We start from the raw sequence: 15088 nt of genomic DNA, 5'->3' as shown, positions 1-15088 counted from the left end.
CGACCGGCCAGTCTGATAATTACATTTCACTGCGTGAGCGCCAGCGTTCACGCGCCATAAACCCTTTCACACCGATATCCAGGAACGGGCGCGGCGGCAGATAACTGGCGCGTCCGACCGTATGCATATCGGCCAGGAGCGGGTGATCTTCCCCCGCCGCATGATCCGCCAGCAACCGGCCAAAGGCGCTCTGCTTTGAGCTGCCGGAGCCGTTGCATCCCGCCGAAGAATAGACATTCTCCGACAGATTCCCCCACACCGGCGCACCGTTGCGCGTAATGCTGATCAATCCTGACCAGGTGTAGGCCATATTGACGTCCTGCAACTGCGGATAAATGCGGGCGAACAGTTCCTGATGACGTCGCGCATGGCGGCCGGTTTCTACCGCACCGGTCACCAGACCCGGCGTGAAATTAACATGCTCGCGGATCAGGAAACGATGATCGGCGGTATAGCGCAGCGTCGCGCCCGCCAGCGCATTCACCGGTGTTGAGCCCCAGGGTGAAATATCCCCGATCCGCTGGCGTTGTTCCGGCGTCAGCGGTTCAGTGAGCGTGGCAAACGTCGACATGGCAAACACGTTGCCTTTAAACAAGGGTAATCCGCGCGCCGCGCCATTAATCGCCAGCATCAGTTTGCGTGCCCGGACTTCTCCATGCGGGGTTTCAGCCCGGATCGCGCCATGTGTATCAATCTGCAACGCCGGAGAATTGGCATAGACGGTAACGTTCGGGGGCAGGGTCGCCACCAGCCCGCTGATAAGCGCAGCCGGATTCACCAGAATGCAGTTGGGCGTATATACCGCACTGCGATAAAAACCAGTGCCCAGACGCTGTTTCAGCGCTGCGTTATCCAGCCGTTCAAAACGTTCGCCCAGCGTGGTGAGTTCGTCCTGATAGTGTGCGATATCATCATCAAATTGTTCGCTCACCGCGCAGTGATATTTCCCGGCGTTCTGCCAGTCGCATTCAATACCGTGCTGATCGACAGTTTCTTTCAAATGCGCAAGACCAAACTGTAAAAGACGGCGGTAAGTCTGCGCCTGCTCGAGCTCAGCGGAGGTACTGCCTACCGTGTGCGGCAGGTCAATCACAAAGCCGGAGTTACGCGCAGAGGCATTATCCGCGACATCCAGCGCTTCGAGCACGACAACGTGTTCATGCGGGCGAAGCTCTGCAATACGGCGGGCAAACGCCAGCCCGGCAAACCCTGCGCCAATCACCAGCCAGTCAGCGGTAACGTTACCGTGCAACGCCGGATGGCGGGGCGTGTTACCGCGCAAGGCGGCCCAGCCATTAATATTCTGATCAAGAGGTAAATGTTTAATTTTCATCGTTATGTGAGGTCGTTATCCCAGGTGGTTCGATCCTAATGGATAGACGTATAGATGTCTAATGCGGATTAGACATAACGATAGAGGGGGCAGTAAGGGCAGGTTAAAATTAGGACAAAGTGAACGAAAATCAGGCAGGGTTAACTTGATAGAATGCGCGCGGGTGCTTGAGGCTTATCTGGCTTGAGCAGCGTTGTGAAAGACATAAAAGTTGTTCAAGGCATAATAAGAAGAAAGCCCCGAGGAGATTTTTCAATCAACCCGAGGCTATCACAACCATACCTAGACAATATGAGGATAGCCTCTTAAAAGCAGAAATGCAACGGAGGGCAAGATGTCGCGAAAGCTTGTGTTACACGGACTCATCGTGGTTTGTTTCACATTGCTGGCCTGGACCTGGATGGTGCGTGATTCGCTGTGCGAATTGCATATTAAGCAGGGGAAAACAGAAATTGCGGCAGTCTTAAGCTACGAAATTAAGAGCTAACCGTAAGGTGGGGTTCGCCCCACCTTTTTGGTTGTTGTCGACGTATGTTGGCCTCAGGCACCCATTCTTTAACATTACCCTGCCTATTCTGGAAGGTGTGTTCCGTATTGGAAACGTCCCACTTGTTCATCACTCCCTTCACGCATTATCTTCTGATTATAGTATTTGACCTATATAGCATTTGAACTATAATCGACAAGGAGTCACTGTGTGGATGATTAATACGACAGAAAAATTTGATGGCTGGTTCGATGATCTTGATGACATTGATCAAGCGAATGTGTTGGCGCCGGTGATTGTCCTGCAAGATAAAGGGCCTGCATTATCCCGGCCTTATGCAGATACAGTGAATCACTCCCGGCATCGCAATATGAAAGAATTGCGCATCCAAAGTAAGGGCGATCCCCTTCGGGCGTTTTATGCTTTTGATCCTTTGCGCAGAGGTATTTTACTTTGCGCGGGAAACAAAGTGGGTAATGAAAAAAGATTTTATGAAGTCATGATACCGGTCGCCGACAATGAATTTACACGGCACCTGAATACGATAAAAGAAAAGGAATTGCCTTAATGAGCAGAACCCTTGAACAGTTACTGGCATCCGTAAAACCTGAAGTCGCTGCACAAGCGCAGGCGATGGCCGTTGATATTTTGATTACCCTTGAGCTGGCCGAACTGCGTGAAAGAATGAATAAAACACAATGTGAGATGGCTGAAGCGTTGGGCATTAAACAGCCTACGGTTGCCGGTATGGAAAAGCCGGGCCGTGACCTGAAATTGTCGACGTTGAAACGTTATGTTGAAGCAGCGGGTGGCAAGTTGCGTCTGGAAATCGATTTGCCGGATGGCACTCATTTTGGATTTGCGATGTAACCGCATGGCCTGACCTGCACGAATTCGGCACATAATCAGAATGCAAAAAGCCCGCTTAAGTTTCCTTAAGCGGGCTTTTCTAATTTGGCTCCTCTGACTGGACTCGAACCAGTGACATACGGATTAACAGTCCGCCGTTCTACCGACTGAACTACAGAGGAATCGTTTGAACGGGGCGAATAATAACGACTGCCCGTGGGCATGTCAAAGGGTTAACGAAAAAAGATGACCGACTGCTTTCTTAATATCCAACCTGTTGACTATTAAGACAAAGTGATTGATTCCTCGTCCTCAAAACGCCTTATCTGCCTCTGCGTGCGCGGAGGATGCACTAAAAGTACACACAAGCTGCCTGTTTGTTGTGCACCTCTCGCTCATCCGGCGGTTCTGTAAAAGTACCAGGCCGGGTTTTTAGCCACTTTCCGGCCTGAACGCCTCCTGATTCAAGATCTGCTGCACAAATTTCACTCATTTCTCGGGGTTGGCACACCCCGTGCATTGTTATTTAACTAACAAGAGCTAGTTTTATGACAATAAAGCAACACGGAGTTAACCAATGCAGCCAGCGCAGGATGTGATTGAACAAATCGAAGCCTCGTTCGCCGTGCAGACGCCAACCGGCAAGCGCATCGCCAGTTATCTGCTGGCAAATCTGGCGCAGATCCCGTTTGAGACGGCGGACAGCATCGCGCGTAGCGCAGCGACCAGCGGCATTTCCGTCGGGCGTTATCTGCGCAGCCTGGGCTATCGCAATCTGGATCACTTCAAGCAAACGCTGCGCCTGCAAAGTGGCACCGCCTATCAGCCGTGGGTGGTGACCGATCGCCTTGGCGCATATCGCGAGCGCAGCAAACAGCCGCAGCAGGAAAAGCTCCGGCAGTCACTGACGCTCGAACTTGAAGCCATCAATCATGTGTATCAGCTGGCACAGAGCGACAGCTTTGCGCAGATCAGCCGGCGTCTGGCCGATGCGGAGGCCGTATTCATTCTCGGGATCCAGTCCGTGCGCGGCATTGCCAACAATTTCTCCAGTTATCTCGAATACTTACGCCCGAAAGTCTATTTCGCCGACGGCCTGTCCGGCACCTATGTCGAATCGCTGAATTCGGAATTCGCGCAGCCTTATCTGGTGGTCACCGACACCCGTGCGTATTCAAAAATGGCGCAAACCTATTGCGAAGCGGCCTGCGAACGCGGGCTGAATGTCGCGCTGATCACCGATATTTACTGCCCGTGGGCGCGCGATTATCCGGTGGATTTGTTGCAGGTGAAAACTGACACCGGCCAGTTCTGGGATTCGATGGCGCCACTCAGTTGCCTGTTCAACCTGCTGTGTTCGGCGGTGCTCGAACTGCGCGGTAACGACGTCGAGCAGCGTCTGGCCAATAACCGGATTTTACAAAAACAGCTCGGACAATTTGAATCCTAACCTTCACACCAGCGGACAGATTTATTGATGAACACAAAAACACCTGATATCGCCCTGATCGATCTGGCAGAGGTTTTACCCGATGCCGTCATCGACCTGAAATATGCCACGGCAGATAACCTGACCGGTCAGCCGATTTATCGCGAATCGCGCTGCCTGTTACACCCTGATGCCGCTGCTGCACTGGTGCGCTGTAACCAGGTGGCAAAACTGGCCGGCTTTACCCTGAAAATTTACGACGCTTACCGGCCACAGGCGGCGCAGGCCTGTTTGTGGGCGGCGTTTCCAAACCCGGATTATGTGGTGGATATCAGACTCGGTTCGCACCACAGCCGCGGGGTGGCGGTGGATCTGACTCTGCTGGATGAGCAGGGCAATGTGGTGGATATGGGCGCGGGCTTTGATGAAATGACCGAAGTCTCGCACCCGTTTTATCCGGATTTACCGCCGCACATTCAGCGTAACCGCCTGTTGCTTAACGCCGTGATGGCGGCGGGCGGCTTTAAAGGTATCACCAGCGAGTGGTGGCACTTTGAATTACCGGATGCCAAAACGTATCCGTTGTTGGAAGAGCGGTTCGGCTGCTTTCCGCCGGTGAATGCCGCGTAATCATTGCACGTCTCTTATCACTTTTTGACAGAGCCAGGAGTTCTCCGATGAGCAACACAGCAATCAACACGTTCCGCAAAAATACCAAGACACAGATCGCCGGTGCCATTTTTCTGGCCTTGTCAGGCTTAAGTTTTGCCGCCCAGGCCGCCGTGCCGAAAGACATGCTGGTGATTGGTAAAGCGGCGGATCCGCAAACGCTGGATCCGGCGGTGACCATTGACAACAACGACTGGACGGTGACCTATCCGGCCTATCAGCGTCTGGTGCAGTACAAAACCGAAGACGGTAAAGGCTCAACGCAGGTGGAAGGCGATCTGGCGGCAAGCTGGACGGCTTCACCCGATCAACTGGTCTGGACCTTCAAACTCAAGCCCGGCGCCAAATTTGACGATGGCACCGACGTCAATGCCGACGCGGTGAAATGGTCCTTTGAGCGTCTGATGAAAATCGGTCAGGGTCCGTCGGAAGCTTTCCCGAAAGACATGACGGTGACGGTGGTGGATCCGATGACGGTCACCTTTACGCTGAAAACGCCGTTCGCGCCATTCCTCTATACGCTGGCCAATGACGGCGCAGGCATCGTCAACCCGGCGATTGCCAAAGCCAATCCTGCCGACGAAGGTAAGGCGTGGCTGGCCGGTCATACCGCCGGTTCCGGCCCTTACAAGCTGGATCGCTGGCAGAAAGGTCAGCAACTGGTGCTGGTGCCGAACGCGCACTACAACGGCGCGAAACCGGCGTTCAAACGCGTGACCGTGAAAATTATCGGTGAAAGCGCCACCCGCCGCCTGCAGCTGTCGCGTGGCGATCTGGATATCGCCGATTCCCTGCCGATGGATCAGCTGGCGGCACTGAAGAAAGAGGGCAACGTTGCTGTCGAGGAATTCCCGTCGCTGCGCGTGACCTATCTCTATCTCAATAATGCCAAAACGCCGCTCAATCAGGTGGATTTACGCCGCGCGATTTCTTCAGCCGTGGATTATCAGGGCATGGTGAAAGGCATTCTCGGTGGCAATGCCAAACAGATGCGCGGGCCAATTCCTGAGGGCATGTGGGGCTTCGACCCGACGGCGAAGCAATACACCTTAGATCTGACGCAGGCCAAATCCGATCTGGAGAAAGTCAAAGACAAACCGAAGACGCTGGATTTCCTGTATTCCGATAACGATCCGAACTGGGAATCTATCGCGCTTGCCGTGCAGGCGAGCCTCGGTCAGGCCGGTATCAACGTGAAGCTGGAAAAACTGGCGAATGCCACCATGCGCGATCGCATCGGGCAGGGCGATTACGATATCTCCATCGGTAACTGGAGCCCGGATTTCGCTGACCCGTACATGTTCATGAACTACTGGTTCGAGTCCGATAAAAAAGGCCTGCCGGGTAACCGTTCTTTCTACGCTAACCCTGAGGTCGATGCCTTACTGAAAAAAGCGGTGTCGGTGACCGATCAGAAAGAGCGTACCGGTTACTACCAGCAGGCGCAGAAAATCGTTATCGACGAAGCGGCGTACGTTTACCTGTTCCAGAAAAACTATCAGGTGGCGATGAACAAAGACGTGAAAGGCTTTGTTTTCAACCCGATGCTGGAGCAGGTGTTCAACGTGGGGCAAATGCACAAGTAACAGCGGCATCATTCACGAAAGCCCCTTTCACGATCTGAAGGGGGTTTTACGGGGAAAACACTATGACTTTTTGGACGTTGATCCGCCAGCGCTGCTGGGGCCTGATACTGGTGATGGCGGGCGTGTGCGTGATCACTTTTATCATCTCGCACATGATCCCCGGTGATCCGGCGCGGTTACTGGCGGGCGATCGCGCAAGTAATGAAATGGTCGAGCATATCCGTGAGCAACTCGGGCTGAACCAGCCGCTGTATGTACAGTTTTTCCGTTATGTCAGTGATTTGCTGCACGGTGATTTGGGCACGTCGATCCGCACCGGCCGTCCGGTGCTGGAAGATCTGAAAGCCTTCTTCCCGGCGACGCTGGAGCTGGCGGTCAGCGCCCTGTTTCTGGCGATTGTGCTTGGCATTCCGCTGGGCGTGTTGTCGGCGGTATACCAGAATAAATTTCCCGATCATCTGGTGCGTTTGCTTTCCGTACTGGGCATTTCCACGCCTGCATTCTGGCTGGGGCTGGGCGTCATCATCCTGTTTTACGGCCATCTGAACCTGCTGCCGGGCGGCGGAAGGCTCGACGACTGGCTAGATCCTCCGGCTGATATCACCGGTTTTTATGTGCTCGACTCCCTGCTGACCGGCAACTGGGAGACGTTCTGGAACAGTCTGCAACATCTGGCGATGCCTGCGCTGACACTGGCGTTCGTCCATATGGGCATCGTGGCGCGGCAAATTCGCTCGGCGATGCTGGAGCAACTGAATGAAGATTATATCCGCACGGCGCGTGCCAACGGGCTTTCGCGCTGGCGGGTGATCCTCAGCCACGCCTTGCCGAACGCGCTGATCCCATCGGTAACGGTGCTCGGGCTGGCGATGGGCGATTTACTCTACGGCGCGGTGCTGACCGAAACCGTTTTTGCCTGGCCGGGCATGGGCGCGTACGTGGTGAATTCGATTCAGGCGCTGGATTTCCCGGCGGTGATGGGCTTTGCGGTGGTGGTGTCGTTTGCGTACGTCATCGTCAATTTGTGTGTGGATTTACTGTATGTGTGGATCGATCCGCGCATTGGCCGTGAGGGGTGAGGCATGTCTGTGATTGAACCGGGCGTCAATAATCACCGGGCCGATATTGTGGCACCGGACGTCAAACCGCGTTTTGCCAGCTGGCGGCGCACATTTCATCTGCTAAGCCGCAGCCCGCTGACACTGCTCGGGCTGACGATTATGCTGATCGTTCTTTTCATCATGATTTTCTCGCCGTGGCTGGTACCGCACGACCCGAACGCCATCAGCCTGACCGACCGGCTGCAGGCACCTTCCGCGCTGCACTGGTTTGGCACGGATGAAGTCGGGCGCGATCTGTTCAGCCGCGTATTGATTGGCAGCCAACAGTCGGTGGCAGCAGGGCTGGCGGTAGTGATTATCGCGGGCAGCATTGGCTCGTTGCTCGGCTGTTTTTCCGGCGTGGTCGGCGGTCTGGTGGATGCGCTGATCATGCGCTGCATGGACATTATGCTGTCGGTGCCGTCGCTGGTATTAACCATGGCGCTGGCCGCCGCGCTCGGGCCAAGTCTGTTTAACGCCATGCTGGCGATTGCCGTGGTGCGCATTCCGTTTTATGTGCGTCTGGCGCGCGGGCAAACGCTGATGCTGCGCCATCAGGCATATATGCAGGCCACGCGCACATTCGGCGCGTCGCGCTGGCATCTGATTACCTGGCACGTTTTACGCAACGTTATGCCGCCGCTGGTGGTGCAGGCTTCACTGGATATCGGCACCTCGATTCTGATGGCGGCGACACTCGGCTTTATCGGCCTCGGTGCGCAGCAACCGACCGCAGAATGGGGCGCGATGGTGTCTAACGGCCGCAATTACATTCTCGATCAGTGGTGGTATTCGGCATTCCCCGGCGTGGCAATTCTGATCACCGCCACCGGTTTTAACCTGTTCGGCGACGGTCTGCGCGACCTGCTGGATCCGAAAAGCAGAGGGCGCTGACATGACTGAGCAAACCCACGGGCCGGTACTGGAAATCGACAAGTTGCAGCTGGTCTTTCCGGTCTACGGCGGCGAAGTAAAAGCACTGAATCAGGTGTCACTGTCGGTCAGCGCCGGTGAAATTGTTGGCGTGGTCGGTGAGTCCGGTTCGGGCAAATCGGTCACCGCGATGATGGCGATGCGCCTGTTGCCGCCCAACGGTTTTACCGTCACCGGCGGCGAATTACGCATGCTCGGCACCGACGTAGTGAGCGCCAGCGAAGAGCAGATGCGTACTTTGCGCGGCGCACGCGTAGCGATGATTTTTCAGGAGCCGATGAACGCCCTGAACCCGACGCGCAAAATTGGCCGTCAGATGTGCGAAGTTATCTGCCTGCATCAGAAACTCAGCAAGGCGCAGGCGTGGCAAAAAGCCATCGGGTTACTGGATGACATGCAGATCGCCGACGCGGAGCAGGTGATGTCCCGCTATCCGTTTGAACTCTCCGGCGGTATGCGCCAGCGGGTGTTAATCGCCATGGCTTTTTCCTGCGAGCCGGAACTGATCATCGCCGACGAACCGACGACGGCGCTGGATGTCACGGTGCAGCGTCAGGTGCTGCGGTTACTCCAGCGCAAAGCCCGCGCCAGCGGCACCGCTGTGTTATTTATCACCCATGACATGGCGGTGGTGTCGCAGCTGTGCGACCGGGTTTACGTGATGTACGCCGGGCACGTGATCGAAAGCGGCAACACCACGGATGTGATAGACACGCCGTCGCACCCGTATTCCATCGGCCTGTTGCAGGCGGCACCGGAAAACGGCACCCCCCGCAGCCTGCTGAAAGCCATTCCCGGCACGGTGCCGAATCTGTCAAAACTGCCACAGGGCTGTGCGTTTCGCGGGCGGTGTCATTATGCCGATGACCGCTGTTTAACCACGCCGGAACTTACCCCGCTGGCCCGGCATCCGCAGCAATCCGTTGCCTGCTGGCATCCGCAGCGTGAAATACGCATTCAGCCGATTGAGGAGCTTTCCTGATGATTGATGAAGCGTTAGTCGAACTCCAGGATGTGCGCGTACGTTTTCCCGCAAGCTTTAACTGGCGCGGTAAACCGACGGGTTATGTGCACGCGCTGAACGGGCTGGATCTCAATATTATCCGTGGCGAAACCTTAGGGATTGTCGGCGAATCCGGCTGCGGAAAGAGCACGCTGGCACAATTACTGATGGGATTACAAAAGCCGAGCAGCGGGGAAATCCACCGCGCGCGCCACGACAATTCGTGGTTCGGCTCCGGGATGCAGATGGTGTTTCAGGATCCGCAATCGTCGCTGGATCCGCGTCTGCCTGTCTGGCGGATCATCACCGAGCCGGTGTTCGTGCAAAAACACAACAGCAGCCGCGAACGTCGTGAACTGGCCGCCACGCTGGCGGAACAGGTAGGTATCCGCAAGGAATATCTCGACCGTCTGCCGCATGAATTTTCCGGCGGTCAGCGTCAGCGTATATCCATCGCCCGCGCGTTATCTTCAGAGCCAGACATCATTGTGCTGGATGAACCGACCTCCGCGCTGGATATTTCGGTGCAGGCGCAAATCCTCAATTTGCTGGTAGAACTGCAACGCCAGCGCAACCTGACCTACGTACTGATTTCTCATAACGTATCCGTCGTGCGCCACATGAGCGACCGCGTGGCGGTGATGTATCTGGGGCAAATCGTTGAACTGGGCGCAGCAGAAAAAGTACTGACCGAACCCCAGCATCCGTATACCCGGTTGCTGCTCGATTCCGTTCCCCGCGCGGGACGTGCGCTCGATGACGGAATAGTGGATAAGAAAGGGGAGTTACCCAGTAACCGGAATCTGCCGATGGGGTGTTATTTCCGCGAACGCTGCCCGCTGGCCGGCGACGGCTGCCAGATGCCGCAGGATCTTGTCTGCGGGGCAGACGGGGTGGTGGCGAGGTGTCATCGGGTTATGCCGGAGCGGGTCTAAAGACGCTTTTTAATTTCAAGGTCAAAACCGTGGGTTGCCACCCACTCGGGCCTTAAGGTCAAAACCGTGGGCGTCGGCCCACACCGACTTGGGGGGCGGCATATCGCCGCCGCCCCCCAAGACCCCCCGGGCTCTTTTACTGCGCGCTATCGCAGGAACGACGGACATGTTCCGCAGCTATCGTGAGTGGCGCAAATCCAGGTGCTTCGCACTGCCTTCTCTCGGTCTTCGAGCCATAGGTCTCGAAGCCGCTCCGTTCAGCTGGATTTTGAGCACGCCAGTTAACTTTTTGAAAGGATGAAAATCAGTCTGCTTTTGATTTTAAGATCGTGCGGGCGATTCAGAAATCACGCTGAGTGAGAGGTTGCAGACCCGAGTTTTGAAAAGATGAGAGTCAGTCTGCTTTTGAATTTAAGATCGTGCGGGCGATTCAGAAATCTTGCTGAACGGAACGGCCTGGAGACCCAAGGCTCCAGGACCGAGAGAAGGCACCGCGCAGCGGCAAGATTTCCAGCCTGTCGCCGTGCTACCTGAAACATAGCCAGCGAGCGATAGCGCGCAGTAAAAGAGCCGGAGATTCTTAAGAGGCGCGGCGATAGGCGCCTCTTAAGGCCGGTGTGGGTGGCAACCCACGGTTTTGAATTTGACCTTATGATCTGTTCGCATCACCACGATGCAAAATATCCACGGTTCTCTGCCACTCAAACGGCTCCAGATCCGAATACCGGATCCCCTTCGCGGCCAGCGCATCCACCAGCCCTTGCTGGGCCAGCACCGTGCCGGAACTCATGTTCGGCGCGACGCCAACATCCGCGAGTGTTTTCACCACTTCGCGCATCTCCTCGGCGCGGCGTTTGCCGTGCTCGGCGATGCGACTGATGAGATAGTGCGGCAACTGTGAATCCCAGCCGAGTGACGGAAAGCTGGCGTGCAGCGAGGCCAGCACTTCATTCTCCACGCCGTACTGGCGTGCGGCGCTCAGGCATTCGGCGGTCAGGGCTTCGAGGCCTTTGATCATCACGCTGCGGCACATCTTAATGGCGGAAGCTTCTCCGACGGCGGTGCTGTGAACTTTGCTGTTAAATCCGTTTTCGTTCAGCCATTCGCTGATGGCGTAAACATGCGTGCCGCCCAGCAGCAACGGGGTTTTTAGCCGCGCAGGCGGGTAGGGTGCCATGACGGCGACGTCGATGTAGTGGCCGCCCGCCTGTTCAATCAGCGCCATCGCCTCGCGTTTGGTGTTCGGCGAAACAGAATTCAGATCGAGAAAAAACTGTCCGGGCGCGAGATGCGGGGCGACGGCTTCGGCCACCTTCAGCGCTTCGGCGGCGGTCACGGCAGAGAACATGATCTGGCTGTTTTTTACGGCGTCTTCCACAGACAGCGCAAAGTTCACTCCGGCGTCACGGGCGCGCTGGCGTATCACCGCTGAGTCGCTTTGCTTATCAAAGGCCACAATATCCAGCGCCGGATTTTGGTTTTTTAAATCCGTTGCCAGAATCGTGCCGACCTCGCCGAGGCCAATTAAGGAAATGCGGGTGACGTTATTCATGATGCGGTTCCTGATGTTCGTCCTGATGGCCGTCCCACACACTGGCGGGGATAGCGACGCAGCCTTCAAAAATCAGGCGCGCGGTGCGTAACAGCGCGCAGCCTCTGAGGCGCTGTGCGCCGGTTTGAGTCGGATCGAGTTGTAATTCCACGCTGAACTCGCCGGTTGGATGTTCGACGCTGACCAGCGGCGTGTCGCCGCAGGGCGTATGCGCCAGTCCTTCGGTGATGCTGCCGGGGATCAGGCAGGCGCTGGCGACGCTGACCGCACCGAGCACGCCGATGGAGGCGTGACAGCGGTGCGGAATAAATGTCCGGCTGGAGATGGCGCCGCCGTTTCGCGGCTCAGCGATCAGCGTCATTTTCGGTACGGTGCGCTGCGAGACATCGCCGAGATTCATTTTAGGACCCGCCTGCAAGCGGATCGACTCGAGACGCTGTTTCAGTTCCGTATCGGCATCCAGTTGTTCGCGGGTTTCATAGCCGCTGCGACCGACATCGGCGGCGCGCAGCAGGATCACCGGCATACCGTTGTCGATGCAGGTGACGTCGATGCCGTCGAAGGTATCGCGGGCGTTGCCGGTGGGCAGTAATGCCCCGCAACTGGAACCGGCGATATCGGCAAATTCGACGCTGATTTTAGACGCCGTGCCGGGTACCCCGTCGATGCGCAATTCCCCCTGATAACAGACTTCGCCGTCTCTGACCGGCACATGCGCGGTGGCAATCTGCCCGGTATTTTCCATAAAAATGCGCACCGGCGTGATGCCGTCCAGCGGGCTGACCAGCTGCTTTTCGAGGGCGAACGGGCCCACGGCGGCCAGAATATTGCCGCAATTTTGTCCGTAATCCACCCCCGCTTTATCGACATTCACCTGCGCAAACAGATAATCGACGTCGGCATCAGGCCGTGCGGAAGGGCGGATAATCGCCACTTTGCTGGTCAGCGGATCCGCACCGCCGAGGCCGTCAATCTGGCGCGGATCAGGGGAACCCATCACTGCCAGCAGGACGCGGTCGCGCAACGCTTCATTTTGTGGCAAATCAGCGGCCAGGAAAAACGCCCCTTTTGAGGTGCCGCCGCGCATCAGCAGGCAGGGGATCCGGGTCTGTGGCATATCCGCTCCTCAGCGCTTTTCGGCCTGTTCTGCTTCTTCGGTGGAATCGAAATATTTCAGCCCTTTTTCTGCCAGACGCGGGCGCATGTTGTAGATATCCAGCCCGAGTTCGCCGTCAGCCATTCTGGCGCGTTTGCTTTCTTCCAGCATTTCCCGTTCGCGGCTGGCCTGCGCCACCCGGGCGACGTCTTCACGACGCACCACCACCACGCCGTCATCATCGGCCACGATGGCATCGCCGGGGTAAACCAGTTGCCCCGCACACACCACCGGCACGTTCACGGAACCGAGCGTTTCCTTAATGGTGCCCTGCGCATGAACCGCCCGTGACCAGACGCGAAAACCCATGTCGCGAAGGGTTTTGGTATCTCGCACCCCGAGATCGGCCACCAGCCCGACCACGCCGCGCGCTTTGAGCGACGTTGCCAGCAAATCACCGAAGAAGCCGTCAGAACATGGCGACGTCGGTGCGACCACCAGAATATCTCCCGGCTGACACTGTTCGACAGCCACGTGGAACATCCAGTTATCGCCCGGCGCGGTCAGCACGGTGACAGCGCTGCCGGAAATTGCGCAATCTTGCTGGATCGGACGGATACCTGCCTCCAGCAAGCCTTTACGGCCCTGCGCTTCATGTACCGTCGCGACGCCGAAGGCCGCGAGTGCAGTAACGTCCGCTTTATCTGCCCGTGGAATATGGCGAACCACGACGCCTTTTTTACCGACCAGACTCATGCTAAATCCTCCGTCACGCGTGGGAAGATGCTCTGATAACCTTCGCCGTAAACGATGTTTTTGGCGCTGGTGATACCGACGTTACGTTTCGCCTGTACGCCGCGCTGCTGGGCGACGCGGGTGTAGTATTCCCACAAATGTTCCTGACCGGCCATGCACTGAATGGCCTGATATTTTTTGTCCCAGACGTCGGTGATATCGAGCAGCACGTCGGGTTTCCATTCGCACTGTTCCGGCTGATGTGGCTCAAAACAGTACACCGGAGGCGCGCCGACGATGGTTTCGCCGGGCTTATATCCCTCGGCCTGCGCGATAATCCGCGCTTCCTGCGCCAGATGCGTCGCCATCGGGTGATCGTAGTTGTACGGGTCTTTCAGGGAATGGGTCAGCACGAAATGTGGCTGCACGCGGCGGTAAACGTCGGCCAGGCGGAACAGCGATTCTTTATCGGCACGCAGCGGATAATCGCCCATATCGAAAAACTCAACGGTGGCACCGAGAATTTCAGCGGCGGCCATCGCTTCTTCGCGACGCGAGGCTTTCACCACGTCCTCGGTCATATTGCCTTTGCGCCACAGTTTGGCGGATTCCCCCCGTTCGCCGAACGACAGGCAAACGATGTGCACGGCGTAACCGGCCTGGGTATGTTTGGCGATGGCACCGCCCGCACGCCAGACGAAATCGGCGGAATGGGCGCTGACAACTAATGCGCTTTTAGCATCATCTTTTTTGGGCTGAGTCATGAGGGTGTCCTTGGTTTTATTGTTCTCAAAATGTCTGAGTTCCATGCTGTCAGCCAACGTGCGTGACGGGTAATTCATTTGATTGCAGGGGGTATGCGTTTTATTTATATTGCAGGGAGGTATCACGCAAAAAAACCAGAAGGGAGAAGGGGATGGCGGAAGCTGAGATGCTGAGTAACCTGATGCAAATACGGGCATTTTGTCAGGTGGTCGATCAGGGGAGCGTATCCCGTGCGGCGGATGAACTTTACCGCACCCAGTCGGCGGTCACGCGGGCTATCCGTGACCTGGAACAGTTTCTCGATGTGCCGCTGTTTGAGCGCCACGCCAACGGCATGTTGCTGACGGATTTCGGCAAATGCGTCTTGCCCCGCGCCCGGCGGGCCATTGCCGAGCTGCGCCAGATCCCGTCGCAGCTGGCGAAATTGCAGGGCAAAAGCGGCCAGCGGCGGGGCGATACTGAACCGCTGTATCTGTTTAACGTCCGGCGTCTGCAAATCTTTATCTCTTTGTGCAACACGCGGCATATGCAGACGGTGGCGACCCTGCTTGGTCTGAGTCAGCCTGCGGTCAGTGCCGCGCTGAAGGTGCTGGAAAACGGTGCCGGTCTGGCGCTG

General features: G+C 56.6%; 16 protein-coding genes and 1 tRNA gene. 11 read left to right on the top strand and 6 right to left on the bottom strand.

Annotation, left to right across the window (positions count from 1 at the left end):
- Positions 1 to 19: 19 nt before the first annotated feature.
- Positions 20 to 1333 carry an FAD-binding oxidoreductase gene (locus ED901_RS08020; protein ID WP_122095545.1) on the bottom strand — a complete coding sequence of 438 codons (1314 nt, stop codon included), beginning with the start codon at positions 1331 to 1333 and terminating at the stop codon, positions 20 to 22.
- A 334-nt stretch (positions 1334 to 1667) separates the two neighbouring features.
- Between ED901_RS08020 and ED901_RS08015 the strand changes: the two genes are divergently transcribed.
- The 3 genes from ED901_RS08015 to ED901_RS08005 all read left to right on the top strand — a co-directional run bounded on the left by ED901_RS08015 (position 1668) and on the right by ED901_RS08005 (position 2690).
- Positions 1668 to 1820: a Hok/Gef family protein gene (locus ED901_RS08015; RefSeq protein WP_072158177.1), complete on the top strand. Its 153-nt coding sequence runs from the start codon at positions 1668 to 1670 to the stop codon at positions 1818 to 1820.
- Between the two features lie 208 nt (positions 1821 to 2028).
- Positions 2029 to 2388, top strand: a complete 360-nt coding sequence (locus ED901_RS08010; RefSeq protein WP_122095544.1) for a type II toxin-antitoxin system RelE/ParE family toxin — start codon at positions 2029 to 2031, stop codon at positions 2386 to 2388.
- Positions 2388 to 2690 carry a helix-turn-helix domain-containing protein gene (locus ED901_RS08005; protein ID WP_122095543.1) on the top strand — a complete coding sequence of 101 codons (303 nt, stop codon included), beginning with the start codon at positions 2388 to 2390 and terminating at the stop codon, positions 2688 to 2690. The genes ED901_RS08010 and ED901_RS08005 overlap by 1 nt, the downstream gene beginning before the upstream one ends.
- Positions 2691 to 2775: 85 nt before the next feature.
- Here the strand turns inward: ED901_RS08005 and ED901_RS08000 are convergent.
- A tRNA-Asn gene (locus ED901_RS08000) sits at positions 2776 to 2851 on the bottom strand.
- Positions 2852 to 3246: 395 nt separating this feature from the next.
- Here ED901_RS08000 and ED901_RS07995 point away from each other — a divergent pair.
- The 7 genes from ED901_RS07995 to ED901_RS07965 all read left to right on the top strand — a co-directional run bounded on the left by ED901_RS07995 (position 3247) and on the right by ED901_RS07965 (position 10324).
- A complete protein-coding gene (locus ED901_RS07995) occupies positions 3247 to 4119 on the top strand; it encodes a MurR/RpiR family transcriptional regulator (RefSeq protein WP_056780909.1) in 873 nt (290 codons plus the stop codon).
- A gap of 27 nt (positions 4120 to 4146) precedes the next feature.
- On the top strand, positions 4147 to 4728 hold the full coding sequence (ddpX, locus tag ED901_RS07990; protein WP_056780906.1) for a D-alanyl-D-alanine dipeptidase: 582 nt from the start codon (positions 4147 to 4149) through the stop codon (positions 4726 to 4728).
- Between the two features lie 47 nt (positions 4729 to 4775).
- Entirely contained in the window at positions 4776 to 6353 is a 1578-nt protein-coding gene (locus ED901_RS07985) for an ABC transporter substrate-binding protein (protein ID WP_122095542.1), read from the top strand.
- Between the two features lie 62 nt (positions 6354 to 6415).
- Complete coding sequence (locus ED901_RS07980) at positions 6416 to 7432, top strand: ABC transporter permease (RefSeq protein WP_122095541.1); 1017 nt, start codon at positions 6416 to 6418, stop codon at positions 7430 to 7432.
- A gap of 3 nt (positions 7433 to 7435) precedes the next feature.
- The gene (gene ddpC, locus ED901_RS07975; protein ID WP_122095540.1) at positions 7436 to 8347 is read left to right on the top strand and encodes a D,D-dipeptide ABC transporter permease; all 912 of its coding nucleotides are present in this window, start codon (positions 7436 to 7438) and stop codon (positions 8345 to 8347) included.
- Position 8348: 1 nt separating this feature from the next.
- Positions 8349 to 9368, top strand: a complete 1020-nt coding sequence (locus ED901_RS07970; RefSeq protein WP_122095539.1) for an ABC transporter ATP-binding protein — start codon at positions 8349 to 8351, stop codon at positions 9366 to 9368.
- Complete coding sequence (locus tag ED901_RS07965; protein WP_122095538.1) at positions 9368 to 10324, top strand: ABC transporter ATP-binding protein; 957 nt, start codon at positions 9368 to 9370, stop codon at positions 10322 to 10324. The genes ED901_RS07970 and ED901_RS07965 overlap by 1 nt, the downstream gene beginning before the upstream one ends.
- Positions 10325 to 10973: 649 nt before the next feature.
- On the opposite strand, the gene ED901_RS07955 is transcribed toward ED901_RS07965, so the two are convergent.
- From ED901_RS07955 to galB, 4 genes are read right to left on the bottom strand one after another with little or no spacing between them, the layout of a single operon-like run.
- On the bottom strand, positions 10974 to 11876 hold the full coding sequence (locus ED901_RS07955; RefSeq protein ID WP_122095536.1) for an NAD(P)-dependent oxidoreductase: 903 nt from the start codon (positions 11874 to 11876) through the stop codon (positions 10974 to 10976).
- The gene (locus ED901_RS07950) at positions 11869 to 12993 is read right to left on the bottom strand and encodes a 4-oxalomesaconate tautomerase (RefSeq protein ID WP_122095535.1); all 1125 of its coding nucleotides are present in this window, start codon (positions 12991 to 12993) and stop codon (positions 11869 to 11871) included. Before ED901_RS07950 ends, ED901_RS07955 begins: the two co-directional genes overlap by 8 nt.
- A 9-nt stretch (positions 12994 to 13002) precedes the next feature.
- Positions 13003 to 13728, bottom strand: a complete 726-nt coding sequence (locus ED901_RS07945; protein ID WP_122095534.1) for a 4-carboxy-4-hydroxy-2-oxoadipate aldolase/oxaloacetate decarboxylase — start codon at positions 13726 to 13728, stop codon at positions 13003 to 13005.
- Complete coding sequence (gene galB / locus ED901_RS07940) at positions 13725 to 14471, bottom strand: 4-oxalmesaconate hydratase (protein ID WP_122095641.1); 747 nt, start codon at positions 14469 to 14471, stop codon at positions 13725 to 13727. Before galB ends, ED901_RS07945 begins: the two co-directional genes overlap by 4 nt.
- A gap of 152 nt (positions 14472 to 14623) precedes the next feature.
- Here galB and ED901_RS07935 point away from each other — a divergent pair.
- Positions 14624 to 15088, top strand: a 465-nt coding sequence (locus ED901_RS07935; RefSeq protein WP_122095533.1) for a LysR family transcriptional regulator, incomplete at its 3' end; no start/stop codon positions are given.

Source organism: Rahnella sp. Larv3_ips (genome assembly GCF_003697865.1).
Classification (GTDB): domain Bacteria; phylum Pseudomonadota; class Gammaproteobacteria; order Enterobacterales; family Enterobacteriaceae; genus Rahnella; species Rahnella rivi.
Note: the sequence above shows the minus strand (reverse complement) of the source record. Positions and strands in the feature narration are given on the sequence as shown.

Bases quoted from the DNA above. Each gene is read 5' to 3' on its own strand.
- ED901_RS08020 (WP_122095545.1), bottom strand. From the start codon at position 1,333: ATGAAAATTAAACATTTACCTCTTGATCAGAATATTAATGGCTGGGCC.
- ED901_RS08015 (WP_072158177.1), top strand. From the start codon at position 1,668: ATGTCGCGAAAGCTTGTGTTACACGGACTCATCGTGGTTTGTTTCACA.
- ED901_RS08005 (WP_122095543.1), top strand. From the start codon at position 2,388: ATGAGCAGAACCCTTGAACAGTTACTGGCATCCGTAAAACCTGAAGTC.
- ED901_RS07995 (WP_056780909.1), top strand. From the start codon at position 3,247: ATGCAGCCAGCGCAGGATGTGATTGAACAAATCGAAGCCTCGTTCGCC.
- ddpX (WP_056780906.1), top strand. From the start codon at position 4,147: ATGAACACAAAAACACCTGATATCGCCCTGATCGATCTGGCAGAGGTT.
- ED901_RS07985 (WP_122095542.1), top strand. From the start codon at position 4,776: ATGAGCAACACAGCAATCAACACGTTCCGCAAAAATACCAAGACACAG.
- ED901_RS07980 (WP_122095541.1), top strand. From the start codon at position 6,416: ATGACTTTTTGGACGTTGATCCGCCAGCGCTGCTGGGGCCTGATACTG.
- ddpC (WP_122095540.1), top strand. From the start codon at position 7,436: ATGTCTGTGATTGAACCGGGCGTCAATAATCACCGGGCCGATATTGTG.
- ED901_RS07970 (WP_122095539.1), top strand. From the start codon at position 8,349: ATGACTGAGCAAACCCACGGGCCGGTACTGGAAATCGACAAGTTGCAG.
- ED901_RS07965 (WP_122095538.1), top strand. From the start codon at position 9,368: ATGATTGATGAAGCGTTAGTCGAACTCCAGGATGTGCGCGTACGTTTT.
- ED901_RS07955 (WP_122095536.1), bottom strand. From the start codon at position 11,876: ATGAATAACGTCACCCGCATTTCCTTAATTGGCCTCGGCGAGGTCGGC.
- ED901_RS07950 (WP_122095535.1), bottom strand. From the start codon at position 12,993: ATGCCACAGACCCGGATCCCCTGCCTGCTGATGCGCGGCGGCACCTCA.
- ED901_RS07945 (WP_122095534.1), bottom strand. From the start codon at position 13,728: ATGAGTCTGGTCGGTAAAAAAGGCGTCGTGGTTCGCCATATTCCACGG.
- galB (WP_122095641.1), bottom strand. From the start codon at position 14,471: ATGACTCAGCCCAAAAAAGATGATGCTAAAAGCGCATTAGTTGTCAGC.